The organism is Shinella sp. S4-D37 (assembly GCF_040812195.1).
Classification (GTDB): Bacteria; Pseudomonadota; Alphaproteobacteria; order Rhizobiales; family Rhizobiaceae; genus Shinella.
Map to the genome: position 1 here is coordinate 86,823 of NZ_JBFNXL010000004.1, position 26,920 is coordinate 113,742.

The window sequence follows — 26,920 nt, forward strand, 5'->3', positions numbered from 1 at the left end:
TTGCCATTGCTTGCAAATCGAGGGGGACGAAAAGGGCGTTGCCGGACCGGCGCGCCGGATGGCGCAGCCTGCATCCAGTTCGTGGGCGAAACGAAAAATGACGATCGGGAACTCCATATCCGTCGCTTTGTGCACGCTTTTCCGGCACCTGTCGCCGCGCCGCCGACGGGCAATCGTGCCTCTTTTGGTACTCATGTTCATCGGCGCGCTGGCGGAACTCTTCACCATCGGGGCCTTGCTGCCCTTCCTCGCCGCGATCGCCTCGCCCGGGGATACGCCGATCCTTGCGGCGATGCGCCCCCTGCTGGACCTCCTCGGCGCGCGCGCCGGGCGAGGTGCTGTTTGCGCTGACCGCGCTCTTCGCCTGCGCGGTGCTGGGGGCGGGCATCGTGCGGCTTGTGCTGCTCTGGGCGAGCCAGAAGTTCGTCTACGGCATATCCTACGAGTTGGGGGTGAAACTCTACGCGGATACCCTTCATCAGCCCTACGCCTACCACATCCGGCGCAACAGCAGCGACATCGTGGCCTCGATCAACAAGGTGCAACTGGTCACCAATGAAGTGCTGGCGCCGCTGATGACCGCTACCGTCGCGGCTGTCCTCGCCACGTTCATCGTCACGGGACTGATCGTCATCGATCCGGCGGTGGCGCTCAGCGCGGGCGGCGGTTTCGTCCTGACCTATCTCGTCATCTCCTTCGCGACCCGCCGCCGGCTTCAGCGCAACAGCGTGATCATCGCCCGCACGCAGGGCGAGCGGGTGAAGGCGATGCAGGAGGGGCTCGGCGGCATCCGCGACGTGCTGCTCGACCGTTCCCAGCCGGTCTTCGTCGAGGCCTACGAGCACGCCGAAGCCGGTTTCCGTGATGCGCGGGCGGTCAACGCGCTGTTCGGCAACGCGCCGCGCTTTCTGGTGGAAGCGGCGGGTGCGGTGCTGATCGCGCTGGTGGCGGTTTCCATGGCCGGGCGACCCGGCGGCATTGTCGCGGCGATCCCGGTCCTGGGCGCGCTGGCGCTCGGCGCACAGCGCCTGCTGCCCCTGATCCAGCAGATCTATCACGGCTGGGCCTACGCGACGGGCAACCGGCAGAACCTGCTGGACGTCGTCGCCCTGCTCGAACGGCCCGTGCCGGAGGCGGCAAGGGCTGCGACCGCGCTTTCCTATCGCGAGGCCATCTTGCTGACCGGCGTCGGCTATGCCTATGAAAGCGGGCGCACCCGGGCGCTTTCCGGCATCGACCTGACGATCCCCAAGGGCGCGCGCATCGGCATCGCCGGCAAGACCGGCAGCGGCAAGTCGACGCTGATGGATATCCTGATCGGTCTCCTGGAGCCGACCGAGGGCGAGATGCGCATCGACGGCGTGCGCCTTTCGAGCGAAAACCGCGCGGCGTGGCAGAAGAACATCGCCCATGTGCCGCAGGCGATCTTCCTCGCCGACGCCAGCGTCGCGGAAAACATCGCCTTCGGCGTGAAGCGGGAGGAGATCGACCACGACCGCGTGCGCCGGGCGGCGGAGCAGGCGGAGCTTGCTGACGTGATCGCGAAGCTGCCCGAAGGCTACGACACCCGCGTCGGCGAACGCGGCATCCAGCTTTCCGGCGGCCAGCGCCAGCGCATCGGCATCGCCCGCGCGCTCTACAAGCAGGCGAGCGTGCTGGTGTTCGACGAGGCGACCAGTGCGCTCGACGCCGACACCGAGAGCGCCGTCATGGGAGCCGTTGAAAGGCTCGACCGCACCCTCACCATCCTCATGATCGCCCACCGTCTATCGACGCTCGAAGGCTGCGACCGGGTGGTGCGGCTGGAGGAGGGGCGGGTGGTCGCAACCGACGAGGTGCAAGTATGACTCGGAAAACGCCAACGACGGGCGCCGCACCTGTTCTGCTCTGCATCGTGATCGGCGGTGAGGGATACGGTGTGCGCCGGACATGGTCCAATGTCTTTTCCGGCTTTGTGAGCCGAGGCTGGAATGTCATCGTTGCCGTGCTTGATCCCGATCAGGCGGACGCGTGGCGGACAGCACATCCCGGTGTGAATGTGGTGCCTTCACCACGAAAAGGCCAGATGACGCAGATCTCGCCTGGCCGCTGGATCAAGCTTGTTTCCATGGTGAAGCGGGCGTGGAAACAACTCAACCATATCAGCTGGTTGACACGGTTGGCAGGGGAGAGCGGTGCGGCCGTGGTGATGATCCATAGTCCGCCGGAAAGCCTGCTCACCGGTATCATCGCCCGGCGCCTCGGTCTGCGCGCCCTGTGGCTCGTGCCGAATTCGGTCGGCGACGACGTACCCTTTGATCTCAACCGGCGCATATACCGCTCGATCTTCCATCTTGGAAAGGTGGTCCCGGTTTCCAATTCGCGCTACACGGATTCCACCTTCGGGCCGGGCCGGTTCGAGCGCCATGCCGTTCATCTCGGGATCGATACGGATACCTTCCGGCCGGGCGGTGATCCCGCGCCTGTGCGGCAGATGTTCGGCATTCCGGCCGATGCGCCCGTCATCGGCGTCTTCGCGCGCATGACGCCTTCCAAGGGGCAGGATCGCCTAGTGGAAGCGTTGGCCCGGTGTGGCACACCCTTTCACCTGCTGCTCTGTGGCGGTCCGCTCGACAGCCCCTATGCCGAGGACATTCGCTGCTCCGTCGCGGCGTGCGGCCTGCAGGATCGGGTTCATCTTGCGGGACTGCAAGCAGACCTGCTGCCTTATTACGCGGCTTGCGACATCATCGCCAACATGCGCGTGGATCCGGAACCCTTTGGGCTCACCGTCGTCGAGGCGATGGCATGCGGCAAGCCGGTTCTCGCCCATCGCCTCGGCGGTCCATCGGAAACCGTTCTGGACGGCATTACGGGTTGGCTATTACCGGATGTTGAGATTGCGACGATCGCATCGGCCCTCGGCAGGATCGCGGCGCTGCGCTGCGATTGGCCATCGATGGGCGCAGCCGGTACAGCCCGCGTGCTTGAATCCTTCCAGAAGAAGAATTTCATTGCGCGTATAGAAGAGATTGCAAGGGGCGCTATCGTATATAAGTGAGCTGTCGATCCGAAAGTAACTGAATAATTTGAATTTGCCCGGGAAACTTCATGAAGAATCAGCCTGAATGCAAGATTTACGTCGTGTCACTCCTGCGTGCGACAGACCGCCGGAAGAGGATCTTGAGCCAGATGCTATCCCTCAGCCTGGATTTTTCCTTTGTCGATGCCATCGATGCCAAGAAAATTGATCCGGAAGAACTGCTCGCGCATGTCGATGCATCAGCTGTCATGCTCAGGAGAGGCCGTATGTTGACCGCGCCTGAGATTGGCTGTGCGCTATCACACAGAAAAATTTACGAGGATATTGTACGGAGTGGGCGGAGCGGCGCAATAATTCTTGAAGACGACATACAAATTGGAAGCGGATTTGAAGATGTTATGAAGTATTTTTGCCGTGCTGGGCCGTCGATCGCGGTAGAGCGCGCCATTTATCACCTGGGTGCCCTTTCCAGGCCGTATGGCCGTTATCTGATGCTTCGTAAGCGAAGCCGGAGGACTGCCGGTGGCAATGCCTATTTCGCTGAATGGATAGGCGGCATTTCGCCGGAAGCATGTGGGACCTTTGGCTACTACGTGACCCGTGCTGCAGCGGAAAGCTTCCTCGCTGAAGAAAAGCTCAGAGATGTCGCGGATGCGTGGTCGCTTTGGGCGAACCGGGTTTCCGGGAAGATATTCGTTTCCGTTCCGGCCATTGTCCACCATCCCGAGGACCTATCCGACAGCGAGATAGAACCGGATCGGCGATACCTTCTCGAACTGCAGAAAGCAGGCAGGATTTTCTCATTGGCGAGGAATGTTTATTATGGTGTGCGGGCGAGATCCCTCAGATACTTCGTCAAACCTTTTGTGGAGAGGTTGCTATAGCGCCGGAGAGATCGTCCGGGGCAGGGTGGGCATCTACGGTACTGGCAAGACGCGCCGGTTCTTATCCCATGCTCATCCACCCCGTACCGTTCCAGAACTGCGGCGCATGTACGGTCGTGTTGTAGATGATCAACCCTTCGGCGGGTGCGGCAATGGCGTCCCGCTCGGCCTCGCTCATGCGCGGCGGCAGGAAGCCGCGGGTGGTGCTGGCGATCTCCATCTGGGCGGATGCGTGTGGCGTTGCCGTGCCGACGCCGACATTGGCACCGAGAAGCGCGATGCGCCCGGATGTGTCGAAGCGCAGGCGTTCGTTGCCGGTGGCGACCCCGCCCTGATAGAATTTCATCGGAAGGCCGGCAGAAAAGGTGGCGAACACCAACTCATTCGCCGTGTCGGAGGCACCGGGATTGCCATACTGGAACCCTCCGACCTGCGTGCCGGAATTATTGTAGATTTTCAGTCCTGCCCACTTGGTGGCCTCAGTGGCGCGGAGGCCGATCATGGCATTGGCGCCGGTTACGAAAAGCTGCATGGACGAAAGCGGGCTTCCGCCGATGCCGACCTCGCCGGTCGTCCTGTTGACCACGAGAGCCGTCTTCCATGCCGCTCCGTCCGGAGAAACCTTGACGGAGAAATCGTCGGTGCCGGCAAGGCCCATTTCCACGCGTCCCGACCAACCGGTCTGGAACAGCAGGGAAGCGGTGTCATCGGGCGTGGCCTTGTTGAGCTTGAGTTGGTGGCCCGCGCCGGCATGGGTGAGCAGCGTTGCTTCGGCGGAAACGGCAAGACGGTTCACCGTGTCCGCGTCCGTGGCGATGCCCAGTTGCGGCAGCCGGTCGGGCTCTGCTGCGATCTCGGTCCAGCTCCCGTCGCGGAACACATGCAGGGCCTCGCCGGCCGCATCCCAGAGCGTCCAACCGGGACGCGGCGCATAAAACGCCCATGCGCCGTCCTGAAACGCGGCGATCTCGCCGGCATGGGGTGCGAAGGCGCCGGAGGGCGTGCCGCCCACCAAATGACGCTCACCTTCTTCGGGGCTTTCCGGCGGCATATCCACGCCGAAGCCGGCAACATGCAGATGCAAAAGGGCATCAAGCATGCGCAGCACCTCATTGTGGGTGACATGCTTCTGTGCCTGAGAGGGCAGGATATAGGGGAGAGCGAGGAGGGTGGTCTGTTCGGACATGAAAGGGCTCCTGAACGGTTAGGGAGCTGCAGTATAGGCTGGGCAGGAGAGGCGGGGACGATATGAAAGCCGTATTTCATCGCCCGCTTGGGCGCGGGACACGCAGTGGCATTACCAGCATCGGCCATATGGCCGATCATCTTCACCTCGCCGTCCTTTTGATATCTTTTCCCGGATACCCGTTGGTCGTGGCGGCGGCGAGCCTCATCGGCTTGGAAAGTAGCGTGATTTCGCTGGTCATGCGTAGTGTCAACGTGGTATTGGCGACTGCTCTGATTGTGTTGTGCTATAACAGCCGCCGAAATCGCTCCGCAAACACAATTATCTGCCTTTTCCTTATCTTCTGGTCGGCTTATATTTTTAGGATATTCTTCGATACACTCCTTTTCCCTGCCCCCTTGGGTAAAGAATTATCGTTTTATTGGATCTGGGCGATTGGTGGATGTTTCCTGCCTATGCTGGGTTTGGCGCTGAAACCTTGTGGCGCGAAGCAGGCAGATCAATATTTCCGTTGGTTTTATCTCGCAACATTGCTTACCGGCATCTTAGCCATTTTCAGTGCTTCAGGTGCAATGGAGAACGATACCTATGGCCTATATGAAACGGGCCGAATGCGGATATCGGACGACAGGCTCAATCCCATTTCGCTTGGTCACTTCGGTGCAATGCTCATGGTCCAGTCGATCTGGGCCATCGTGTTCTTTCGAGTGTGGTCCGGAGTATATTGGAAATGTATACTGTTTTTTGGATTTATTTCTGGACTATATTTGCTAGCTTCAGCCAATTCTCGAGGGCCTGTCGTTGCGTCTCTCGCATGCATTGTTGTTGTTGTTATTTTTTCTCCTCCGCGATACAAGAGTTTAATTCTATTATTTTCAGTATTTTTCGGAATTTCTATCATGTACATCTCAATATATCTTGAGGATGCGCATAATATTTCTGCTTTTTCCAGGGTATTTGGTGGGTCTCCGTCACAGCAGGCCGAGCAATCACTGCGGCCATATCTTTATAGTCGCGCCTTGGATGTTTTTGCGCAAAACCCCTGGCTCGGTGGTGCTCTGGAGGATTCTGTCACTCTTTCCTACCCGCATAATGTAATTTTGGAATCATTAATGGCTGTTGGGCTATTTTTTGGTGGTATTATTATTTTTTGTTTTTCATCTTTGTTATATTACTCTTTTTTCTTTATTAATTACTTTATAAGAAGTGGATGGTTCTGCCTTATATTTATTCAGTACTTTATAGGGTCTCAATTTTCTGGATCTATTTATGGTTCTACATATCTGTGGTGTTCTGTTGGTTTGCTTATTTCATTGTCGCAAGGTTTTATTTTCATAAAAGGAAAATAGAATAGCGAATTAAAGCCAACGGAATATGTGAGCGTACGTAAGTAATGTTGGAATGTTTTCGATGCAGGAAAGTAGGAAAATTATCTTTCAGCCGGCGCTACCTCGCTATCGCCTCGACTTCTTCGAACGGGTCGAGCGTCGTTTCGGTGAGCGTTTCACGGTTTATTACTCGCAAACGGACATGGGCGCACTTACCGCATCCATCTCCGATCGGCGATGGGCGAGGCGGCTTTCCCCGATGCGGGCGCTGCTCCCGGGGCTGGAATGGCAGCCGGGGGTTCTTTCAACGCCCGTTCGGCGTGGCGATATCGTGGTCGTCTGCGGGGCCCCGCGAACGATCTCCAGCATGGTGATGCTGATCTGGGCGCGCCTGCGTGGGGCGAAAACCGTCTGGTGGGGGCATTACTGGAGCAGCACCAGCAAGGCGCACCGCTTTTTCCTGCGCCGCCAGTTGATGCGGTTTGCCTCGGCGCTTCTTTTCTACACCGACCAGGAGGTGGAAGAGTACAAGGTTTCCCACGGAAAGCATGATCGCCGCATCGTCACGGCCCTGAACAACGGCATCGACGTCGATCCTATCGCGGCCCTTCGCACGCCCTACGATCCGGCCAAACGCGACAAGGCCGTCCTGTTTATCGGGCGGCTGACGGCAAAGGCTGAGTTGCCGTTGTTGCTCAAGGCGCTTGCCGATCCGCGGCTGGGCGATGTCAGGCTGGAGGTCATCGGCGACGGCGAGGAGCGCCGATCGCTGGAAACGCTTGCGGGGACGTTGGCGCTGGGCGATCGGATCGTCTGGCACGGCGGCACCACGGACGAGGCGGCCATCGCGCGCATCGCCAACAATTGCCGCCTGTTCGTCTATCCGGGCGGAGTGGGCCTGAGCCTGCTGCACGCCATGGCCTACGGCCTTCCGGTGGTGGTCCACGACGATCGCCGCGCCCAGATGCCTGAAATCGCGGCATTCTATCGCGCGGAAAACGGTCTTTCCTTCCGGCGTGGGGATAGCGCGGCGTTGGCGAACGCGCTGGTGCTGGCGTTCGAGCGGGTCACGGTCGACCGGACATGGTCTGATGCCGCGATCGGGGTGACCGAAAACGACTTCAATACGAAGGAGATGGCCGAGCGCTTCTGCGAACTGATGGCGCATCTGGAGCGGGGTGATCGTGACGCATCATAACCCACCCCTCGTCGTGCTGAACGCATCGAACCTGCATGCTGGCGGCGGTGTCCAGGTTGCGATCTCGTTTCTACAGGAGGCAGCCGCCATGCCTGCGGCCGGTCTCAGGCTGTCCGTGGTCGCGTCCACGCCGGTGGCAGCCGGCCTGTCGCGGCTCGGCGTGAATCGCTCCGTCTTCGAGCGCTTCGAAATCCTCGATATCCGTGCATGGCGCGGAACGGCTAAATTGCGCAAGCGGCTGCGGGGCGCCGATGCGGTGTTCACCATCTTCGGCCCCCTTTACCTTCTGCCACGGCCGCGCCTGAGCGTCGTCGGCTTTGCCCAGGCCTGGATCATCTATTCGGACAACGAGGTCTATGGCCGGCTTTCCGTTCTCTCGCGACTGAAAACAAGGATACATTACTTTCTGAAGGAACAGGCCTTCCGGCTCGGAACGGACTTCGCCTTCGTCGAGGCGGAGCATGTCCGGCAAGGATTGCTCGCCCGGCGCCTGTTCGCCGGCGAATGCATGGCGGTCGTTCCGAATTGCGTCAGCGACCTTTACATGCATCCGGAGTTTTGGGCCAAGGTCGATATGCCGGCCGGGCGGGCAGGCTTCACGCTCGGCATCGTTTCACGGGACTACCTCCACAAGAATTTGGACATGATTCCGGAGGTGAAGGCCATTCTCAGTCGGGACCACGGCTTCGACGTCGATTTCGTCGTGACTTTCAACGAGCGCGAATGGGCTCGCAAGCCTGCCGCATTCCGCAGCGCGGTGCTGAACGCAGGGTCGCTCGATGTAGAGCAGTGCCCGTCGTTCTACGACCAGTTGGACGGCGTTTTCTTTCCCAGCCTGTTGGAGTGCTTCTCGGCGACGCCGCTAGAGGCCACGGTCATGCGAAAGCCGCTTTTTGCCTCCGATCGCCCTTTCGTTCGCGACTTCTGCAAGGATTTCCCCTGGTATTTCGATCCCGGCTCACCCGTCGACGCAGCACGCGTCATTGCCGGTTTCCTGCGGTCCGATCGCGATGTGGCCCGGCTGGAGGCGGCGCGCAGCCACATTCTCTCGCTCCCCAGCGCGCGTGAGCGGGCCATTTCCTATCTGGCGTGGGTGGAACGCCTGCTCACCGGTGCCGCACAGCAGCGGCTCGACGCGCTTTCTCCAATGAGGTCCCCATGAAAAACGAGTGCGTTCTCATCACCGGCGGCACTGGGTCCTTCGGCAAGACCATGCTTGCCGATCTCCTGCGGCGCGGCTGCGGGGAGGTCCGCGTCTTCAGCCGTGACGAGGAGAAGCAGGATATGCTGCGCAACACGCTGCGCAGCAGCAACGTGCGCTTCTATGTCGGCGATATCCGCGACCGCGAAAGCGTCAACCGGGCGATGGCCGGGGCCACCCGCGTCTTTCATGCCGCGGCGCTGAAGCAGGTGCCGTCCTGCGAGTTCTTCCCGCTGGAGGCGGTGCGCACCAATATCCTCGGCTCGGACAACGTCATCCAGTCGGCCGTCGCCGCGGGCGTGCGCTCCGTCGTATGCCTCTCCACCGACAAGGCCGTGCTGCCGATCAATGCGATGGGCATCTCGAAATCGATGATGGAGAAGGTGGCCTCGGCCATCGCCCGCTCCATCGGCAGCGCCGCGCCGACGACCGTCTCCATCGTGCGCTACGGCAATGTCATGTATTCGCGCGGCTCGGTCATCCCGCTCTTCATCAACCAGATCAAGGACGGCAAGCCGGTCACGCTGACCGAACCGGCCATGACCCGCTTCCTGATGCCGCTGCGCGATTCCGTGGCGCTGGTGCACCATGCCTTCATCCATGCCCGGCAGGGCGATCTTTTCATCCGCAAGGCGCCGGCCTCGACGATCGCCGATCTCGTCACCGCGCTGGCAGGGCTTTTCGGCGTGCCGGACCACCCGGTCGAGCAGATCGGCTGGCGGCATGGCGAAAAACTCTATGAAACGCTCGCCACCGCCCAGGAACTCGGCCGCAGCGAGGACATGGGCGACTATTACCGCATCCGCCTGGACGACCGCGACCTCAACTACAAGGCCTATTTCACCGAGGGAGACGGGGAAACCGCGCACCACGAGGACTACCACTCGCACAACACCGAGCGGCTCGATATCGACGGGGTCAAGCGGCTGCTCATGAGCCTGCCGGAAGTGCGCGCGGAGGTCGAGGCATGGAAAGGGCAGGCCGCATGAGGATCGTCGTCACCGGCGCCGGCGGCCTGCTCGGCCGGCACGCCGCCCTCCGGCTGCATGCGGAAAATTGCGCCGCCCGCTTCAAGGGCGAGGCGGAGCCCTTCGATCTCGTGCCGGTCGACCGCGCCGCCTTCGCCGATCCGTCGCGCCTTCGCGCGGAGCTCGCCGGCGCCGGCGCGGTCCTGCATTTCGCCGGCATCAATCGCGCGCCGGATGAAGAGGTCGAGCACGGCAACCCGGCCATCGCGACGGCGCTCGTGTCGGCGTGCCGCGACGCGGGCGTCGTGCCGCACATCGTCTACGCCAATTCCACCCATGCGGGCGGCGATACGCCCTACGGTCGCGGCAAGCGCCGGGCGGGCGAGATCCTCGCCGGCGCGGGCGGCGACTATACGGACCTGGTCCTGCCGCATATCTTCGGGGAGGGTGCACGGCCCGACTACAACAACGTCACCGCCACCTTCATCGACCGGGTGATCGGGGGCGATATGCCGAAGGTCAATCCCGATGGCCGGGTGGAACTGCTGCATGCCGGTGCCGCCGGCCGGGCCGCGATCGACGCCGCCCTCAGCGGCACGGGCGGCCGCATCGCGCCGCAGGCCCGCCCCGTTGCCGTCCCCGATCTCCTGGAGAAGCTGCGCGGCTTCCATGCGGACTATGCCGCCAACGTCTTTCCCGACCTTGCCGATCCGTTCGATCTGGCGCTGTTCAACAGCTATCGCGCAGCGCTCCATCCGTCCGGCTTTCCCCGGCCACTGAAGCTCAACGCCGATCCGCGCGGCACGCTGTTCGAGGCGGTGAAGGGCGGCGGAGGCGGCCAGACCTTCCTGAGCTGGACCCAGCCCGGCATCACGCGCGGCAACCATTTCCACCTCTCCAAGGTCGAGCGCTTCCTCGTTCTGGAGGGCCAGGCGGCGATCCGCATCCGCCCGGCGCTCGGCAGGGGCGTGTGGGAATACCGAGTCGACGGCGACGCGCCGGCGGTGGTCGATATGCCGACGCTTCACACCCACAGCCTCGAGAATATCGGGCAGGGCCGGCTGCTCACCCTGTTCTGGACGCACGACCTGTTCGATCCCGCCGCCCCCGACACCTATGCCGATCCCGTCCTGGAGCCGTAAGATGCAGAAACTCAAGGTCATGACCATCCTCGGCACACGGCCCGAGATCATCCGCCTCGCCCGCGTCATGGCGCGGCTCGATGCGCATGCGGACCATTGCCTCGTCCATACCGGGCAGAACTACGACTACGAACTGAACGACGTGTTCTTCGAGGATCTCGGCGTGCGGCGGCCGGATCATTTCCTCGGTGCGGGCGGCGGTACGCTCGGCGAGACGCTGGGGCGGATCCTCACGGGCAGCGAGCGGGTCATTGCCGGGGAACGGCCGGATGCCGTCTTGATCCTCGGCGACACCAATTCTGCGATCTCGGCGATCATGGCGCGACGCATGAAGGTGCCGGTCTACCATATGGAGGCGGGCAACCGCTCCTTCGACCGCAACGTGCCGGAGGAGACCAACCGCAAGCTGGTTGACCATATCGCCGATTTCAACCTCGTCTACACGGAACATGCCCGTCGCCACCTCCTGTCGGAAGGCATCGCGCATCGCCGCATCCATCTCACCGGCTCGCCGATGCGCGAGGTGCTGGACCATTACCGGCCGCGCATCGGGGCCTCCGACATCCTCGACCGGCTCGGCCTTCAGCCGCGCGGCTATTTCATCGTCTCGCTGCATCGCGAGGAGAATGTCGACAGCAGCCCCCGGCTCGCCGCGCTGACGGCGACGCTGAGCGCGCTTGCCGCGCGCTACGACATGCCGGTGGTGGTCTCCACCCATCCGCGCACCCGCAAGCGGCTGGAGGCGCTGGGGGCGGCGGACACGGATGCGCGGGTGCGCTTCCTCAAGCCCTTCGGCTTCCACGACTACAACCATCTGCAGATGCGGGCCTTCTGCGCCGTCTCGGACAGCGGCACGATCGCGGAGGAATCCTCGATCCTCGGCTTCCCGGCGATCACGCCCCGTGACGCCATCGAGCGCCCGGAGGCGCTGGACGCGGGCGCGATCCTGATGACGGGCCTCGCCCCCGACGCCATCCTGCACGGCGTGGAAGCCGCGACCGCCTTCTTCGCCGAGCGGGAAGCCGCCGGCATCCCTCATCCGGTCCCGGCGGATTATTGCATCGCCAATACGTCCGAACGGGTCGTCAGCCTCATCCTCGGCACGGCGAAGCTTTCCAACGCCTGGGACGGCATTCGCGAGAACGATCTAACGTGAGGCAGGGCGCCATGTATGGAAACCACGGCAAGCGGCTGTTCGACGTCCTTCTCGCCCTTCTCATCGCGCCGCCGGCGGTGCTGATGTGCCTCGGCTGCATCGTCGCCATCCGGCTGGAAGGGACGGGGCCTGCGATCTTCCGGCAGGTCCGGGTCGGTCGCGGGCGGCGGCCCTTCGTGCTCTACAAGCTGCGCACCATGTCCACCGGAACAGGCGACCGGGCGAGCCATGAGGTCTCCCCGGCGCACATCACCCGCGTCGGCCATATCCTCCGGCGCACCAAGCTGGACGAGCTGCCGCAGCTTGTGAATGTCCTCCGGGGAGACATGAGCTTCGTCGGCCCGCGACCGTGCCTGCCGGGCCAGGTCCTGCTTGTCGAGGAACGCGACCGTCGCGGCGTCTATGCCCTTCGTCCCGGCATCACCGGTCCGGCCCAGCTCGCCGGGATCGACATGTCGACGCCGGTCGAGCTGGCCGAGGCGGATGCGGCCTATCTCGACCGGATCGATCTCGCCGGAGACCTGAAAAGCATGTTCCTTACGGTATTGGGCCGGGGCAGCGGCGATGCCGTCAAACGCGCCTGACCTCCGCCGCCAGGAAAGCGAGGCTTTCCGGCATCCGCTCCGCCGGCCGCCAGCCGAAGTGGCGTTCGAGACTGCCGTCGTCCGCGGCCTTGAGGCGGTCGACCGCTCCGCTGACAAGCTCCGGACGCCCTGCAGCCGCGCCGGCCAAGCGCAACCAGGAAAGCGGAAAAGGCACCAGGCGGGCCTTGCGGCCTGTCACGCCTCCCATCATTCTGACAAGATCACGGGTCGAGACGGGCGTTCCGTCGCTCGGCTCATAAGCCCTCCCGGCGGCCGAGGTCCATGCGGCGTCGTCGGCTGCCACCATCGCTTCCATGAGCGTCACGAGGTTGTGCAGCGAGATATAGTGCCGAGGGGCCGTGGCGGAGCCGAGGGGAAGGGGTATTCCCTTGTCCACAAGCCGGGCCAGCATCCCCATGCTGTTTCGCATGCCCGGGCCATATACGGCCGGCGGCCTCAGGAGGACGACCTCGTGGTTTTCCCGCGGCAGACTGAGGAATATCCGGTCGGCCGCGGATTTCTCCCTGCCGTAACCGCGGGCATTGCGAGGCTCCGTCTCGGCAATGCGGGCGGCAATCGAGCTGCCGACGAGCACACGGCGAATTCCCGCGGCAATGACGAAGTCCCGCAAATTCCGTGCTATCCTTTCGGTTTCCGATGGCCCACTCGTCACCGGCGCGGCAGCGGGCCGCACGCGCGCTGCCAGGGCGACGACCGTGTCGACGCCAGTGCCGAGCGCTGGATCAAGGGAGGTCGCGGCGAGGTCGCCGGTGCTGATCCATGCGGCCTCCTCCAGCCCCTCCGGCTTCCGGCTTCTATAAAGGGCAGAGACGCGATGCCCCGAAGCGAGAAGTCTCCTCACCAGGACCTGACCGATAAAGCCGGTTGCCCCTGCAACCAGTACATGCTTTGGGTGCATAGGGTCCTCATTTCCCGTTTTTGGATTTATGCGTTTTCCCGGAAATTATTTCAATGAAAATACTTTTTGTATCCCAGTATTTCTTTCCGGAGCAAGTTTCCAACAACCGGATGGCGGAGAACCTTTCGAGGAACGGTCATGTCGTCAACGTATGTTGCGCTGTTCCGAACTACCCTGCTGGGGACTTCCTCGATGGGTACTCGAACACTGCGAGACGGGAGGATCAATTCGGAGATGTGAAAATCAGAAGAGCTTGGACTATCCCGCGCGGCAAGTCTAAGCTAACGCTGTTGCTCAATTATCTAGCCTTCCCCCTGGCCTCCAGTATCGCTATTCTGACACGCAAACAGCGGCCGGACGTCGTATTCGTAAGCCAATTGTCGCCCGTATTCATGGTGATACCGGGGATTGTCCAGAAATGGAAAACCGGAAGCGGCCTCGTCTACTGGGTACAGGATATCTGGCCGGAAAGCGCGACGATCACCCTTGGCATCCGCTCGAAAATCTTCACGGCGATCCTGAACGCGATCTGCGGCTGGCTCTACCGGCGGGCCGATATCGTTCTCGTGCAGAGCGCGGGCTTCATCGAGATGATCGCCCGGTTCGGCGTCCCGCGCGAGCGCATCCGTGTCCTGTCCAATACCGCGCCGGCGCTCTATCGCCCGCTCGCCCCGCAGGACGCCCCGGAACATGCCGCCGCCATCCCGCAGGAGGGCTTCCGGCTGATGTTTGCGGGCAATATCGGCGAGAGCCAGGACTTCGACACGCTGGTCGCCGCCGCGGCCCTCCTCAGCGACCGGAAAGACTTGCACTGGATCGTCGTCGGCAGCGGGCGCGATGAGGAGCGTGTCCGGGGCCTTGTCCGGGAAAAGGGGCTGGAGGACAATATCCGCTTCCTGGGGCGCTATCCGGAAGAGGCCATGCCCGCTCTCTTCGCCCATGCCGATGCCATGCTGGTGAGCCTGAAGGATACGCCGATCTTCGCCTTGACGGTGCCCTACAAGACGCAATGCTACATGGCCTGCGGCAAGCCGATCGTCGCTTCGCTGAACGGCGAGGGGGCGCGTATCGTCACCGAGGCGAAGGCCGGAATTTCCGTTCCCGCAGGCCGGCCGGGCGAACTTGCCGATGCCGTCGTCCGGATCATGAACAGCACGCCGGACGAGCGGGCGGCCTACGCTTCAAATTCCAGGCGGTATTTCGAGGAGAACTATGCATCCGCCAAGGTCTATGGCGACCTCGAGCGCGCCCTGGAGGACGCCGCAAGCGGTCGTCCTCGATCCTAAAGAGCATGCCACAGGCGGGGGTTCTCGGCGGACTGGATCTTTACCCAGCTGAGGTTCACACGCTGCCAGCTCTTGATGGCGGAGGTGCGGTTGTCCAGAACCAGATCCCCCTTGGAGGTCTTCACGACCAGGACGGCATGCCCTTCACCCGAGGCGGTGCGGGTGACGGCGATCCGGAGGGCGCGGGGCGACCAGCCGAGCGAAATCAGCTTGCGGCGCTTCGTCAGCACGAAATCTTCGCAATCGCCCTGGGCGACGTCGGCTTGCCAGCTGTCGCGGCTGCCGGTCTCGTTTACCGGACGGATCGAACGGTTGACCTGGCTGTTGACGCGGCGCAATTCGTGTTCGCTGCGAGCGGTGAGCTGGGCGATGGGCGCGCCAGAGGCGTGCGTGCAGTCCGCCGGGTTTCTGCTGCAGAATTTGATGTAGGCAAAGGGGGCGAGCGTCGCCTGGCGTGCGACGAGATACTGCACCCCGGAATTCTCGCGGAAGTCCCGTGCCATGCTGCCCGGCCCGAACGCGGCCGCGCTCTGGACGCTCACCAGGAGCGACAGGGTCGATACAGCAACAGTTGCGATCTTCTTGAACATCTGACATTCCCCGTTCGGTGCCGGCCGTAGGCCGTCTTTTCGAATGCACGCCCGGTCCTTGCCGGGTTCGGAAGGGGCTTCATGCCGCGGCGGTCTGTCCACTGCCGTCCGATACCGCTCTTCTACGTCACGGCCGATTGCAGGCCGCTTAAGCGGAAACCGACAATTTTATCGATAGTGCATTTTCGTTCGCAATCGCGTTTTGCGTGCGGCCGGCGGGGCGAGCGACCCGCGGGCACCATTCGGCAGGTCGAGGAACACATGTTGTTCCGCGCCGCCCGCTAATCCCGTTCCCGCCGGGTGGTTATCTCCTGCCTATCGAAACGGAGTTCGGAAAAATGGGTTCTTTAGAGGGCAAGGTCGCCGTCATCACCGGCGGCAATAGCGGGATCGGCAAGGCGACCGCACGACTTTTCGTAGAGGAAGGCGCGCAGGTCGTCATTACGGGAAGGCGGCAGGACGTCGTCGACGATGCCGTGCGCGAGATCGGCGCGGGCGCGAGCGGATTCTGCGGAGACGTCGCCGATATCGATTTTCACACGCGCCTGGCGGCGGACGTCCGCAGCCGTTTCGGAGCCATCGACATCTACATGGCGAATGCCGGGATTATCAATCTTGCGGGGTCCCACACCGTCAGCCCGCAGGAATACGACCGGCACTTCGCCGTGAACAGCCGCGGCGTCTTCTTCGGCGTGCAGGCGGTCGCGCCCTTGATCCGTGACGGCGGCAACATCATCGTCACGAGCTCGCTTGCGGCAACGAAGGTCCTTCCGCACCATACCCTGTATGCCGGCACCAAGGCCGCTCTTGCCGCCTTTGCCCGCAACTGGGCCGTCGAATTCCGGGCGCGGCATATCCGCGTCAATATCCTGAGCCCCGGCCCGGTGGAGACGGAGATCCTCGGCAAGCTGGGGATTGGCGAGGCGGATCGGCCGGCTCTCGATGCGCATATGGCGAACACCATCCCCGCGGGACGTTACGGCCGGCCGGAAGAGCTTGCCCGCGCGGCACTGCTGCTGGCGTCGAACGATTTCGTGAATGGCGTGGAACTGCATGTCGACGGCGGGATGTCGCTGGTCTGACCGGCGTCGCTTGCGCAGGACCGGTCGATGCGCCGCCGCGTCGACCGGTTCCTTGTAAAACCTTCGTATAGGTATGGGCGGGCTTTTGCGGTGCTATGATCGAACTTGGTCGCCGGATGCTCTGGTCGGTTGGCACCGCTGGAATTTCCCTGGAGGAGTTCGCGCAAGCCTATGCCGGCAGCAACACGGAAAACAATCGCTATCGTTGACGATGATCGTCTCCTTAGGGAGGCCCTTCAGGATCTGCTGGAGGCGGAGGGGTTCGAAAGCCATCTCTATGCCTGCGCCGAGGCGTTTCTGTCGCAATTCGATGCCCGGCCCGTGGATTGCATCGTGGCGGATGTCAGGATGACCGGCATGTCGGGCATCGACATGCTTGGCATCCTGCAGGCGAAGCCGCATTGCCCCCCGGTCCTCATCATGACGTCCTATGGCGATGCGAGAATGGAAGGCCGCGCGCTTTCCGGCGGAGCGACGGCGTTCCTGGCCAAGCCGCTCGATAGTCGGAAGCTCATCGCCTGCATCCGGAAAGCCGTGGCCTGACGCGTCACTAAACCTTCGTTTGGGAGGTGCCGGTGACCATGCGGTGCTAGCCTTCGTGCCGGTCAAACACAGGAGGCAGAAATGCAGGCGATCAAATATCTCGTGCTCGCGATGGTGTGGTTCAACGTCGTGTTGGCGGGCTGGCTCTCGATCCACATGCTGTACGATCCGGAAGGGTGGTACTATTTCGTCCCCGGCGTCACCGATACGGGCTTCTTCAACCAGCACTTCATCCGTGACATCGGGATCATCCAGGGATTCGTCGCCATCGCGTTCGTTCTCGGCCTTTCCCGCAAGGAAAGGCGGGTCGAGCTGTGGTCCGCCGCGACGCTCTGGCTGATCGCCCACGGGGCGTTCCATATCTGGGAGGTGATCGTCGGGATCTGCTCCCCGTCGGTCATCGTCCGAGATTTTCCGGCGGTCAGCCTGCCGGCGGCTTTCGGGATCATCGCGACCCTGTGGGCCTGTAGCCGGCGGCAGCGTGCTCCGCTTTCCGTGCCGGCGGCATCGATCGGCCTTTGACCGGCACTGTGCGGATAAAACCATGGTTTATGATCCCTCCCGGCGGGAACCGTGATAGATTGGACGCAGTGCATATGCGCGCACGTACCGCCATCGGCCGTGCCGTCCCGCGAGGGGACGGCACGGCCGATGGCGGTACGTGCGCGCATATGCACTGCGTCCAATCTATCACGGTTCCCGCCGGGAGGGATCATAAACCATGGTTTTATCCGCACAGTGCCGGTCAAAGGCCGATCGATGCCGCCGGCACGGAAAGCGGAGCACGCTGCCGCCGGCTACAGGCCCACAGGGTCGCGATGATCCCGAAAGCCGCCGGCAGGCTGACCGCCGGAAAATCTCGGACGATGACCGACGGGGAGCAGATCCCGACGATCACCTCCCAGATATGGAACGCCCCGTGGGCGATCAGCCAGAGCGTCGCGGCGGACCACAGCTCGACCCGCCTTTCCTTGCGGGAAAGGCCGAGAACGAACGCGATGGCGACGAATCCCTGGATGATCCCGATGTCACGGATGAAGTGCTGGTTGAAGAAGCCCGTATCGGTGACGCCGGGGACGAAATAGTACCACCCTTCCGGATCGTACAGCATGTGGATCGAGAGCCAGCCCGCCAACACGACGTTGAACCACACCATCGCGAGCACGAGATATTTGATCGCCTGCATTTCTGCCTCCTGTGTTTGACCGGCACGAAGGCTAGCACCGCATGGTCACCGGCACCTCCCAAACGAAGGTTTAGTGACGCGTCAGGCCACGGCTTTCCGGATGCAGGCGATGAGCTTCCGACTATCGAGCGGCTTGGCCAGGAACGCCGTCGCTCCGCCGGAAAGCGCGCGGCCTTCCATTCTCGCATCGCCATAGGACGTCATGATGAGGACCGGGGGGCAATGCGGCTTCGCCTGCAGGATGCCAAGCATGTCGATGCCCGACATGCCGGTCATCCTGACATCCGCCACGATGCAATCCACGGGCCGGGCATCGAATTGCGACAGAAACGCCTCGGCGCAGGCATAGAGATGGCTTTCGAACCCCTCCGCCTCCAGCAGATCCTGAAGGGCCTCCCTAAGGAGACGATCATCGTCAACGATAGCGATTGTTTTCCGTGTTGCTGCCGGCATAGGCTTGCGCGAACTCCTCCAGGGAAATTCCAGCGGTGCCAACCGACCAGAGCATCCGGCGACCAAGTTCGATCATAGCACCGCAAAAGCCCGCCCATACCTATACGAAGGTTTTACAAGGAACCGGTCGACGCGGCGGCGCATCGACCGGTCCTGCGCAAGCGACGCCGGTCAGACCAGCGACATCCCGCCGTCGACATGCAGTTCCACGCCATTCACGAAATCGTTCGACGCCAGCAGCAGTGCCGCGCGGGCAAGCTCTTCCGGCCGGCCGTAACGTCCCGCGGGGATGGTGTTCGCCATATGCGCATCGAGAGCCGGCCGATCCGCCTCGCCAATCCCCAGCTTGCCGAGGATCTCCGTCTCCACCGGGCCGGGGCTCAGGATATTGACGCGGATATGCCGCGCCCGGAATTCGACGGCCCAGTTGCGGGCAAAGGCGGCAAGAGCGGCCTTGGTGCCGGCATACAGGGTATGGTGCGGAAGGACCTTCGTTGCCGCAAGCGAGCTCGTGACGATGATGTTGCCGCCGTCACGGATCAAGGGCGCGACCGCCTGCACGCCGAAGAAGACGCCGCGGCTGTTCACGGCGAAGTGCCGGTCGTATTCCTGCGGGCTGACGGTGTGGGACCCCGCAAGATTGATAATCCCGGCATTCGCCATGTAGATGTCGATGGCTCCGAAACGGCTGCGGACGTCCGCCGCCAGGCGCGTGTGAAAATCGATATCGGCGACGTCTCCGCAGAATCCGCTCGCGCCCGCGCCGATCTCGCGCACGGCATCGTCGACGACGTCCTGCCGCCTTCCCGTAATGACGACCTGCGCGCCTTCCTCTACGAAAAGTCGTGCGGTCGCCTTGCCGATCCCGCTATTGCCGCCGGTGATGACGGCGACCTTGCCCTCTAAAGAACCCATTTTTCCGAACTCCGTTTCGATAGGCAGGAGATAACCACCCGGCGGGAACGGGATTAGCGGGCGGCGCGGAACAACATGTGTTCCTCGACCTGCCGAATGGTGCCCGCGGGTCGCTCGCCCCGCCGGCCGCACGCAAAACGCGATTGCGAACGAAAATGCACTATCGATAAAATTGTCGGTTTCCGCTTAAGCGGCCTGCAATCGGCCGTGACGTAGAAGAGCGGTATCGGACGGCAGTGGACAGACCGCCGCGGCATGAAGCCCCTTCCGAACCCGGCAAGGACCGGGCGTGCATTCGAAAAGACGGCCTACGGCCGGCACCGAACGGGGAATGTCAGATGTTCAAGAAGATCGCAACTGTTGCTGTATCGACCCTGTCGCTCCTGGTGAGCGTCCAGAGCGCGGCCGCGTTCGGGCCGGGCAGCATGGCACGGGACTTCCGCGAGAATTCCGGGGTGCAGTATCTCGTCGCACGCCAGGCGACGCTCGCCCCCTTTGCCTACATCAAATTCTGCAGCAGAAACCCGGCGGACTGCACGCACGCCTCTGGCGCGCCCATCGCCCAGCTCACCGCTCGCAGCGAACACGAATTGCGCCGCGTCAACAGCCAGGTCAACCGTTCGATCCGTCCGGTAAACGAGACCGGCAGCCGCGACAGCTGGCAAGCCGACGTCGCCCAGGGCGATTGCGAAGATTTCGTGCTGACGAAGCGCCGCAAGCTGATTTCGCTCGGCTGGTCGCCCCGCGCCCTCCGGATCGCCGTCACCCGCACCGCCTCGGGTGAAGGGCATGCCGTCCTGGTCGTGAAGACCTCCAAGGGGGATCTGGTTCTGGACAACCGCACCTCCGCCATCAAGAGCTGGCAGCGTGTGAACCTCAGCTGGGTAAAGATCCAGTCCGCCGAGAACCCCCGCCTGTGGCATGCTCTTTAGGATCGAGGACGACCGCTTGCGGCGTCCTCCAGGGCGCGCTCGAGGTCGCCATAGACCTTGGCGGATGCATAGTTCTCCTCGAAATACCGCCTGGAATTTGAAGCGTAGGCCGCCCGCTCGTCCGGCGTGCTGTTCATGATCCGGACGACGGCATCGGCAAGTTCGCCCGGCCGGCCTGCGGGAACGGAAATTCCGGCCTTCGCCTCGGTGACGATACGCGCCCCCTCGCCGTTCAGCGAAGCGACGATCGGCTTGCCGCAGGCCATGTAGCATTGCGTCTTGTAGGGCACCGTCAAGGCGAAGATCGGCGTATCCTTCAGGCTCACCAGCATGGCATCGGCATGGGCGAAGAGAGCGGGCATGGCCTCTTCCGGATAGCGCCCCAGGAAGCGGATATTGTCCTCCAGCCCCTTTTCCCGGACAAGGCCCCGGACACGCTCCTCATCGCGCCCGCTGCCGACGACGATCCAGTGCAAGTCTTTCCGGTCGCTGAGGAGGGCCGCGGCGGCGACCAGCGTGTCGAAGTCCTGGCTCTCGCCGATATTGCCCGCAAACATCAGCCGGAAGCCCTCCTGCGGGATGGCGGCGGCATGTTCCGGGGCGTCCTGCGGGGCGAGCGGGCGATAGAGCGCCGGCGCGGTATTGGACAGGACACGGATGCGCTCGCGCGGGACGCCGAACCGGGCGATCATCTCGATGAAGCCCGCGCTCTGCACGAGAACGATATCGGCCCGCCGGTAGAGCCAGCCGCAGATCGCGTTCAGGATCGCCGTGAAGATTTTCGAGCGGATGCCAAGGGTGATCGTCGCGCTTTCCGGCCAGATATCCTGTACCCAGTAGACGAGGCCGCTTCCGGTTTTCCATTTCTGGACAATCCCCGGTATCACCATGAATACGGGCGACAATTGGCTTACGAATACGACGTCCGGCCGCTGTTTGCGTGTCAGAATAGCGATACTGGAGGCCAGGGGGAAGGCTAGATAATTGAGCAACAGCGTTAGCTTAGACTTGCCGCGCGGGATAGTCCAAGCTCTTCTGATTTTCACATCTCCGAATTGATCCTCCCGTCTCGCAGTGTTCGAGTACCCATCGAGGAAGTCCCCAGCAGGGTAGTTCGGAACAGCGCAACATACGTTGACGACATGACCGTTCCTCGAAAGGTTCTCCGCCATCCGGTTGTTGGAAACTTGCTCCGGAAAGAAATACTGGGATACAAAAAGTATTTTCATTGAAATAATTTCCGGGAAAACGCATAAATCCAAAAACGGGAAATGAGGACCCTATGCACCCAAAGCATGTACTGGTTGCAGGGGCAACCGGCTTTATCGGTCAGGTCCTGGTGAGGAGACTTCTCGCTTCGGGGCATCGCGTCTCTGCCCTTTATAGAAGCCGGAAGCCGGAGGGGCTGGAGGAGGCCGCATGGATCAGCACCGGCGACCTCGCCGCGACCTCCCTTGATCCAGCGCTCGGCACTGGCGTCGACACGGTCGTCGCCCTGGCAGCGCGCGTGCGGCCCGCTGCCGCGCCGGTGACGAGTGGGCCATCGGAAACCGAAAGGATAGCACGGAATTTGCGGGACTTCGTCATTGCCGCGGGAATTCGCCGTGTGCTCGTCGGCAGCTCGATTGCCGCCCGCATTGCCGAGACGGAGCCTCGCAATGCCCGCGGTTACGGCAGGGAGAAATCCGCGGCCGACCGGATATTCCTCAGTCTGCCGCGGGAAAACCACGAGGTCGTCCTCCTGAGGCCGCCGGCCGTATATGGCCCGGGCATGCGAAACAGCATGGGGATGCTGGCCCGGCTTGTGGACAAGGGAATACCCCTTCCCCTCGGCTCCGCCACGGCCCCTCGGCACTATATCTCGCTGCACAACCTCGTGACGCTCATGGAAGCGATGGTGGCAGCCGACGACGCCGCATGGACCTCGGCCGCCGGGAGGGCTTATGAGCCGAGCGACGGAACGCCCGTCTCGACCCGTGATCTTGTCAGAATGATGGGAGGCGTGACAGGCCGCAAGGCCCGCCTGGTGCCTTTTCCGCTTTCCTGGTTGCGCTTGGCCGGCGCGGCTGCAGGGCGTCCGGAGCTTGTCAGCGGAGCGGTCGACCGCCTCAAGGCCGCGGACGACGGCAGTCTCGAACGCCACTTCGGCTGGCGGCCGGCGGAGCGGATGCCGGAAAGCCTCGCTTTCCTGGCGGCGGAGGTCAGGCGCGTTTTGACGGCATCGCCGCTGCCCCGGCCCAATACCGTAAGGAACATGCTTTTCAGGTCTCCGGCGAGATCGATCCGGTCGAGATAGGCCGCATCCGCCTCGGCCAGCTCGACCGGCGTCGACATGTCGATCCCGGCGAGCTGGGCCGGACCGGTGATGCCGGGACGAAGGGCATAGACGCCGCGACGGTCGCGTTCCTCGACAAGCAGGACCTGGCCCGGCAGGCACGGTCGCGGGCCGACGAAGCTCATGTCTCCCCGGAGGACATTCACAAGCTGCGGCAGCTCGTCCAGCTTGGTGCGCCGGAGGATATGGCCGACGCGGGTGATGTGCGCCGGGGAGACCTCATGGCTCGCCCGGTCGCCTGTTCCGGTGGACATGGTGCGCAGCTTGTAGAGCACGAAGGGCCGCCGCCCGCGACCGACCCGGACCTGCCGGAAGATCGCAGGCCCCGTCCCTTCCAGCCGGATGGCGACGATGCAGCCGAGGGCACATCAGCACCGCCGGCGGCGCGATGAGAAGGGCGAGAAGGACGTCGAACAGCCGCTTGCCGTGGTTTCCATACATGGCGCCCTGCCCTCACGTTAGATCGTTCTCGCGAATGCCGTCCCAGGCGTTGGAAAGCTTCGCCGTGCCGAGGATGAGGCTGACGACCCGTTCGGACGTATTGGCGATGCAATAATCCGCCGGGACCGGATGAGGGATGCCGGCGGCTTCCCGCTCGGCGAAGAAGGCGGTCGCGGCTTCCACGCCGTGCAGGATGGCGTCGGGGGCGAGGCCCGTCCATCAGGATCGCGCCCGCGTCCAGCGCCTCCGGGCGCTCGATGGCGTCACGGGGCGTGATCGCCGGGAAGCCGAGGATCGAGGATTCCTCCGCGATCGTGCCGCTGTCCGAGACGGCGCAGAAGGGCCCGCATCTGCAGATGGTTGTAGTCGTGGAAGCCGAAGGGCTTGAGGAAGCGCACCCGCGCATCCGTGTCCGCCCGCCCCCAGCGCCTCCAGCCGCTTGCGGGTGCGCGGATGGGTGGAGACCACCACCGGGCATGTCGTAGCGCGCGGCAAGCGCGCTCAGCGTCGCCGTCAGCGCGGCGAGCCGGGGGCTGCTGTCGACATTCTCCTCGCGATGCAGCGAGACGATGAAATAGCCGCGCGGCTGAAGGCCGAGCCGGTCGAGGATGTCGGAGGCCCCGATGCGCGGCCGGTAATGGTCCAGCACCTCGCGCATCGGCGAGCCGGTGAGATGGATGCGGCGATTGCGCGATGCCTTCCGACAGGAGGTGGCGACGGGCATGTTCCGTGTAGACGAGGTTGAAATCGGCGATATGGTCAACCAGCTTGCGGTTGGTCTCCTCCGGCACGTTGCGGTCGAAGGAGCGGTTGCCCGCCTCCATATGGTAGACCGGCACCTTCATGCGTCGCGCCATGATTCGCCGAGATCGCAGAATTGGTGTCGCCGAGGATCAAGACGGCATCCGGCCGTTCCCCGGCAATGACCCGCTCGCTGCCCGTGAGGATCCGCCCCAGCGTCTCGCCGAGCGTACCGCCGCCCGCCACCGAGGAAATGATCCGGCCGCCGCACGCCGAGATCCTCGAAGAACACGTCGTTCAGTTCGTAGTCGTAGTTCTGCCCGGTATGGACGAGGCAATGGTCCGCATGCGCATCGAGCCGCGCCATGACGCGGGCGAGGCGGATGATCTCGGGCGTGTGGCCGAGGATGGTCATGACCTTGAGTTTCTGCATCTTACGGCTCCAGGACGGGATCGGCATAGGTGTCGGGGGCGGCGGGATCGAAACAGGTCGTGCGTCCAGAACAGGGTGAGCAGCCGGCCCTGCCCGATATTCTCGAGGCTGTGGGTGTGAAGCGTCGGCATATCGACCACCGCCGGCGCGTCGCCGTCGACTCGGTATTCCCACACGCCCCTGCGAGCGCCGGGCGGATGCGGATCGCCGCCTGGCCCTCCAGAACGAGGAAGCGCTCGACCTTGGAGAGTGGAAATGGTTGCCGCGCGTGATGCCGGGCTGGGTCCAGCTCAGGAAGGTCTGGCCGCCTCCGCCGCCCTTCACCGCCTCCGAACAGCGTGCCGCGCGGATCGGCGTTGAGCTTCAGTGGCCGGGGGAAAGCCGGACGGATGGAAGCGCTGCGCGATAGCTGTTGAACAGCGCCAGATCGAAACGGATCGGCAAGGTCGGGAAAGACGTTGGCGGCATAGTCCGCATGGAAGCCGCGCAGCTTCTCCAGGAGATCGGGGACGGCAACGGGGCGGGCCTGCGGCGCGATGCGGCCGCCCGTGCCGCTGAGGGCGGCGTCGATCGCGGCCCGGCCGGCGGCACCGGCATGCAGCAGTTCCACCCGGCCATCGGGATTGACCTTCGGCATATCGCCCCCGATCACCCGGTCGATGAAGGTGGCGGTGACGTTGTTGTAGTCGGGCCGTGCACCCTCCCCGAAGATATGCGGCAGGACCAGGTCCGTATAGTCGCCGCCCGCGCCGGCGAGGATCTCGCCCGCCCGGCGCTTGCCGCGACCGTAGGGCGTATCGCCGCCCGCATGGGTGGAATTGGCGTAGACGATGTGCGGCACGACGCCCGCGTCGCGGCACGCCGACACGAGCGCCGTCGCGATGGCCGGGTTGCCGTGCTCGACCTCTTCATCCGGCGCGCGATTGATGCCGGCGAAATGCAGGACCGCGCCGGCGCCGGCGAGCTCCGCGCGAAGGCGCGACGGATCGGCGAAGGCGGCGGCGGTCGACCGGCACGAGATCGAAGGGCTCCGCCTCGCCCTTGAAGCGGGCGCGCAATTTTCCGCATGCAGCCGGAGGGCGGCGTGCCGGCCGAGCAGGCCGCCGGCGCCGGTGACGACGATCCTCATGCGGCCTGCCCTTTCCATGCCTCGACCTCCGCGCGCACTTCCGGCAGGCTCATGAGCAGCCGCTTGACCCCGTCGATATCGAGCCGCTCGGTGTTGTGCGAGTGTAGTCCTCGTGGTGCGCGGTTTCCCCGTCTCCCTCGGTGAAATAGGCCTTGTAGTTGAGGTCGCGGTCGTCCAGGCGGATGCGGTAATAGTCGCCCATGTCCTCGCTGCGGCCGAGTTCCTGGGCGGTGGCGAGCGTTTCATAGAGTTTTTCGCCATGCCGCCAGCCGATCTGCTCGACCGGGTGGTCCGGCACGCCGAAAAGCCCTGCCAGCGCGTGACGAGATCGGCGATCGTCGAGGCCGGCGCCTTGCGGATGAAAAAGATCGCCCTGCCGGGCATGGATGAAGGCATGGTGCACCAGCGCCACGGAATCGCGCAGCGGCATCAGGAAGCGGGTCATGGCCGGTTCGGTCAGCGTGACCGGCTTGCCGTCCTTGATCTGGTTGATGAAGAGCGGGATGACCGAGCCGCGCGAATACATGACATTGCCGTAGCGCACGATGGAGACGGTCGTCGGCGCGGCGCTGCCGATGGAGCGGGCGATGGCCGAGGCCACCTTCTCCATCATCGATTTCGAGATGCCCATCGCATTGATCGGCAGCACGGCCTTGTCGGTGGAGAGGCATACGACGGAGCGCACGCCCGCGGCGACGGCCGACTGGATGACGTTGTCCGAGCCGAGGATATTGGTGCGCACCGCCTCCAGCGGGAAGAACTCGCAGGACGGCACCTGCTTCAGCGCCGCGGCATGAAAGACGCGGGTGGCCCCGGCCATCGCCCGGTTGACGCTTTCGCGGTCGCGGATATCGCCGACAGAAAGCGCACGTTGCTGCTGCGCAGCGTGTTGCGCAGCATATCCTGCTTCTCCTCGTCACGGCTGAAGACGCGGACCTCCCCGCAGCCGCGCCGCAGGAGATCGGCAAGCATGGTCTTGCCGAAGGACCCAGTGCCGCCGGTGATGAGAACGCACTCGTTTTTCATGGGGACCTCATTGGAGAAAGCGCGTCGAGCCGCTGCTGTGCGGCACCGGTGAGGCAGGCGTTCCACCCACGCCAGATAGGAAATGGCCGCTCACGCGCGCTGGGGAGCGAGAGAATGTGGCTGCGCGCCGCCTCCAGCCGGGCCACATCGCGATCGGACCGCAGGAAACCGGCAATGACGCGTGCTGCGTCGACGGGTGAGCCGGGATCGAAATACCAGGGGAATCCTTGCAGAAGTCGC

26 protein-coding genes and 4 pseudogenes are annotated in these 26,920 nt (G+C 63.4%); 16 read left to right on the plus strand and 14 right to left on the minus strand.

Translation table 11 applies throughout. From position 1 onward, the window contains the following. Window positions 1–284: 284 nt before the first annotated feature. From AB3G45_RS07245 to AB3G45_RS07255, 3 genes are read left to right on the plus strand one after another with little or no spacing between them, the layout of a single operon-like run. A complete protein-coding gene (locus AB3G45_RS07245) occupies window positions 285–1,847 on the plus strand; it encodes an ABC transporter ATP-binding protein (protein ID WP_367829947.1) in 1,563 nt (520 codons plus the stop codon). Beyond that, a complete protein-coding gene (locus AB3G45_RS07250) occupies window positions 1,844–3,040 on the plus strand; it encodes a glycosyltransferase family 4 protein (RefSeq protein WP_367829948.1) in 1,197 nt (398 codons plus the stop codon). The genes AB3G45_RS07245 and AB3G45_RS07250 overlap by 4 nt, the downstream gene beginning before the upstream one ends. A gap of 50 nt (window positions 3,041–3,090) precedes the next feature. After that, window positions 3,091–3,906: a glycosyltransferase family 25 protein gene (locus AB3G45_RS07255; protein WP_367829949.1), complete on the plus strand. Its 816-nt coding sequence runs from the start codon at window positions 3,091–3,093 to the stop codon at window positions 3,904–3,906. Window positions 3,907–3,967: 61 nt separating this feature from the next. On the opposite strand, the gene AB3G45_RS07260 is transcribed toward AB3G45_RS07255, so the two are convergent. After that, complete coding sequence (locus AB3G45_RS07260) at window positions 3,968–5,092, minus strand: DUF2793 domain-containing protein (RefSeq protein ID WP_367829950.1); 1,125 nt, start codon at window positions 5,090–5,092, stop codon at window positions 3,968–3,970. A 62-nt stretch (window positions 5,093–5,154) separates the two neighbouring features. Here AB3G45_RS07260 and AB3G45_RS07265 point away from each other — a divergent pair, with 62 nt between their 5' ends. Genes AB3G45_RS07265 through AB3G45_RS07295 form a run of 7 tightly spaced genes read left to right on the plus strand, consistent with a single transcriptional unit; the run spans window position 5,155 to window position 12,669 of the window. Beyond that, a complete protein-coding gene (locus AB3G45_RS07265; RefSeq protein WP_367829951.1) occupies window positions 5,155–6,441 on the plus strand; it encodes an O-antigen ligase family protein in 1,287 nt (428 codons plus the stop codon). Between the two features lie 52 nt (window positions 6,442–6,493). Beyond that, window positions 6,494–7,618 (plus strand): glycosyltransferase family 4 protein, encoded by a 1,125-nt coding sequence (locus AB3G45_RS07270; RefSeq protein WP_367829952.1) that lies wholly within the window; start codon window positions 6,494–6,496, stop codon window positions 7,616–7,618. Beyond that, window positions 7,605–8,780 (plus strand): glycosyltransferase, encoded by a 1,176-nt coding sequence (locus AB3G45_RS07275; protein WP_367829953.1) that lies wholly within the window; start codon window positions 7,605–7,607, stop codon window positions 8,778–8,780. The genes AB3G45_RS07270 and AB3G45_RS07275 overlap by 14 nt, the downstream gene beginning before the upstream one ends. Then, window positions 8,777–9,808 carry a polysaccharide biosynthesis protein gene (locus tag AB3G45_RS07280; RefSeq protein WP_367829954.1) on the plus strand — a complete coding sequence of 344 codons (1,032 nt, stop codon included), beginning with the start codon at window positions 8,777–8,779 and terminating at the stop codon, window positions 9,806–9,808. The genes AB3G45_RS07275 and AB3G45_RS07280 overlap by 4 nt, the downstream gene beginning before the upstream one ends. Next, window positions 9,787–10,929 (plus strand): NAD-dependent epimerase/dehydratase family protein, encoded by a 1,143-nt coding sequence (locus tag AB3G45_RS07285; protein ID WP_367829955.1) that lies wholly within the window; start codon window positions 9,787–9,789, stop codon window positions 10,927–10,929. The genes AB3G45_RS07280 and AB3G45_RS07285 overlap by 22 nt, the downstream gene beginning before the upstream one ends. Before the next feature lies 1 nt (window position 10,930). Continuing rightward, entirely contained in the window at window positions 10,931–12,085 is a 1,155-nt protein-coding gene (gene wecB, locus AB3G45_RS07290) for a non-hydrolyzing UDP-N-acetylglucosamine 2-epimerase (RefSeq protein ID WP_367829956.1), read from the plus strand. An 11-nt stretch (window positions 12,086–12,096) separates the two neighbouring features. Next, window positions 12,097–12,669 (plus strand): sugar transferase, encoded by a 573-nt coding sequence (locus AB3G45_RS07295; protein WP_367829957.1) that lies wholly within the window; start codon window positions 12,097–12,099, stop codon window positions 12,667–12,669. Here the strand turns inward: AB3G45_RS07295 and AB3G45_RS07300 are convergent. Then, window positions 12,656–13,588, minus strand: a complete 933-nt coding sequence (locus AB3G45_RS07300; RefSeq protein WP_367829958.1) for an NAD-dependent epimerase/dehydratase family protein — start codon at window positions 13,586–13,588, stop codon at window positions 12,656–12,658. The two genes, AB3G45_RS07295 and AB3G45_RS07300, sit on opposite strands and share 14 nt — an antisense overlap. A 110-nt stretch (window positions 13,589–13,698) precedes the next feature. Between AB3G45_RS07300 and AB3G45_RS07305 the strand changes: the two genes are divergently transcribed. Beyond that, the gene (locus AB3G45_RS07305) at window positions 13,699–14,874 is read left to right on the plus strand and encodes a glycosyltransferase family 4 protein (RefSeq protein WP_367829969.1); all 1,176 of its coding nucleotides are present in this window, start codon (window positions 13,699–13,701) and stop codon (window positions 14,872–14,874) included. On the opposite strand, the gene AB3G45_RS07310 is transcribed toward AB3G45_RS07305, so the two are convergent. Beyond that, on the minus strand, window positions 14,871–15,464 hold the full coding sequence (locus AB3G45_RS07310; RefSeq protein WP_367829959.1) for a transglutaminase-like cysteine peptidase: 594 nt from the start codon (window positions 15,462–15,464) through the stop codon (window positions 14,871–14,873). The two genes, AB3G45_RS07305 and AB3G45_RS07310, sit on opposite strands and share 4 nt — an antisense overlap. Window positions 15,465–15,802: 338 nt before the next feature. On the opposite strand from AB3G45_RS07310, the gene AB3G45_RS07315 reads away from it, so the two are divergent. The 3 genes from AB3G45_RS07315 (at window position 15,803) to AB3G45_RS07325 (ending at window position 17,611) form a co-directional block, all read left to right on the plus strand. Continuing rightward, window positions 15,803–16,546 carry an SDR family NAD(P)-dependent oxidoreductase gene (locus AB3G45_RS07315; RefSeq protein WP_367829960.1) on the plus strand — a complete coding sequence of 248 codons (744 nt, stop codon included), beginning with the start codon at window positions 15,803–15,805 and terminating at the stop codon, window positions 16,544–16,546. A 129-nt stretch (window positions 16,547–16,675) separates the two neighbouring features. Then, window positions 16,676–17,089, plus strand: a complete 414-nt coding sequence (locus tag AB3G45_RS07320; protein WP_367829961.1) for a response regulator transcription factor — start codon at window positions 16,676–16,678, stop codon at window positions 17,087–17,089. An 81-nt stretch (window positions 17,090–17,170) separates the two neighbouring features. Beyond that, window positions 17,171–17,611: a hypothetical protein gene (locus AB3G45_RS07325; RefSeq protein ID WP_367829962.1), complete on the plus strand. Its 441-nt coding sequence runs from the start codon at window positions 17,171–17,173 to the stop codon at window positions 17,609–17,611. A gap of 223 nt (window positions 17,612–17,834) precedes the next feature. On the opposite strand, the gene AB3G45_RS07330 is transcribed toward AB3G45_RS07325, so the two are convergent. The 3 genes from AB3G45_RS07330 to AB3G45_RS07340 form a co-directional block, all read right to left on the minus strand. Next, on the minus strand, window positions 17,835–18,275 hold the full coding sequence (locus AB3G45_RS07330) for a hypothetical protein (protein ID WP_367829962.1): 441 nt from the start codon (window positions 18,273–18,275) through the stop codon (window positions 17,835–17,837). Between the two features lie 81 nt (window positions 18,276–18,356). Continuing rightward, entirely contained in the window at window positions 18,357–18,770 is a 414-nt protein-coding gene (locus AB3G45_RS07335; protein WP_367829961.1) for a response regulator transcription factor, read from the minus strand. A 129-nt stretch (window positions 18,771–18,899) separates the two neighbouring features. Further along, window positions 18,900–19,643, minus strand: a complete 744-nt coding sequence (locus AB3G45_RS07340) for an SDR family NAD(P)-dependent oxidoreductase (RefSeq protein ID WP_367829960.1) — start codon at window positions 19,641–19,643, stop codon at window positions 18,900–18,902. 338 nt (window positions 19,644–19,981) lie between these two features. Here AB3G45_RS07340 and AB3G45_RS07345 point away from each other — a divergent pair, with 338 nt between their 5' ends. Next, window positions 19,982–20,575, plus strand: coding sequence for a transglutaminase-like cysteine peptidase (locus AB3G45_RS07345; protein WP_367829959.1), 594 nt, complete (start codon window positions 19,982–19,984; stop codon window positions 20,573–20,575). Here the strand turns inward: AB3G45_RS07345 and AB3G45_RS07350 are convergent. Next, window positions 20,572–21,804, minus strand: a complete 1,233-nt coding sequence (locus AB3G45_RS07350; RefSeq protein WP_367829963.1) for a glycosyltransferase family 4 protein — start codon at window positions 21,802–21,804, stop codon at window positions 20,572–20,574. The genes AB3G45_RS07345 and AB3G45_RS07350 overlap by 4 nt on opposite strands. Window positions 21,805–21,857: 53 nt before the next feature. Between AB3G45_RS07350 and AB3G45_RS07355 the strand changes: the two are divergent. Continuing rightward, window positions 21,858–22,475 (plus strand): annotated as a pseudogene (locus AB3G45_RS07355) (NAD-dependent epimerase/dehydratase family protein); the annotation flags it as partial. A 41-nt stretch (window positions 22,476–22,516) separates the two neighbouring features. Here AB3G45_RS07355 and AB3G45_RS07360 read toward each other — a convergent pair. The 7 genes and pseudogenes from AB3G45_RS07360 to AB3G45_RS07390 all read right to left on the minus strand — a co-directional run. Beyond that, window positions 22,517–23,263, minus strand: coding sequence for a sugar transferase (locus AB3G45_RS07360; protein WP_367829970.1), 747 nt, complete (start codon window positions 23,261–23,263; stop codon window positions 22,517–22,519). Between the two features lie 100 nt (window positions 23,264–23,363). Beyond that, window positions 23,364–23,534, minus strand: a complete 171-nt coding sequence (locus AB3G45_RS07365; protein WP_367829964.1) for a hypothetical protein — start codon at window positions 23,532–23,534, stop codon at window positions 23,364–23,366. Window positions 23,535–23,625: 91 nt separating this feature from the next. Continuing rightward, window positions 23,626–24,075, minus strand: a pseudogene (locus tag AB3G45_RS07370) (UDP-N-acetylglucosamine 2-epimerase); the annotation flags it as partial. A 22-nt stretch (window positions 24,076–24,097) separates the two neighbouring features. Beyond that, window positions 24,098–24,338 (minus strand): annotated as a pseudogene (locus AB3G45_RS07375) (UDP-N-acetylglucosamine 2-epimerase); the annotation flags it as partial. 188 nt (window positions 24,339–24,526) lie between these two features. Beyond that, the gene (locus tag AB3G45_RS07380) at window positions 24,527–25,672 is read right to left on the minus strand and encodes an NAD-dependent epimerase/dehydratase family protein (protein WP_367829965.1); all 1,146 of its coding nucleotides are present in this window, start codon (window positions 25,670–25,672) and stop codon (window positions 24,527–24,529) included. Continuing rightward, window positions 25,651–26,680: pseudogene (locus tag AB3G45_RS07385) on the minus strand (polysaccharide biosynthesis protein). Before AB3G45_RS07385 ends, AB3G45_RS07380 begins: the two are co-directional and overlap by 22 nt. Further along, window positions 26,677–26,920: hypothetical protein (locus AB3G45_RS07390; protein ID WP_367829966.1), on the minus strand; the 244-nt coding region annotated here is incomplete at its 5' end. The pseudogene AB3G45_RS07385 and the gene AB3G45_RS07390, both read right to left, overlap by 4 nt.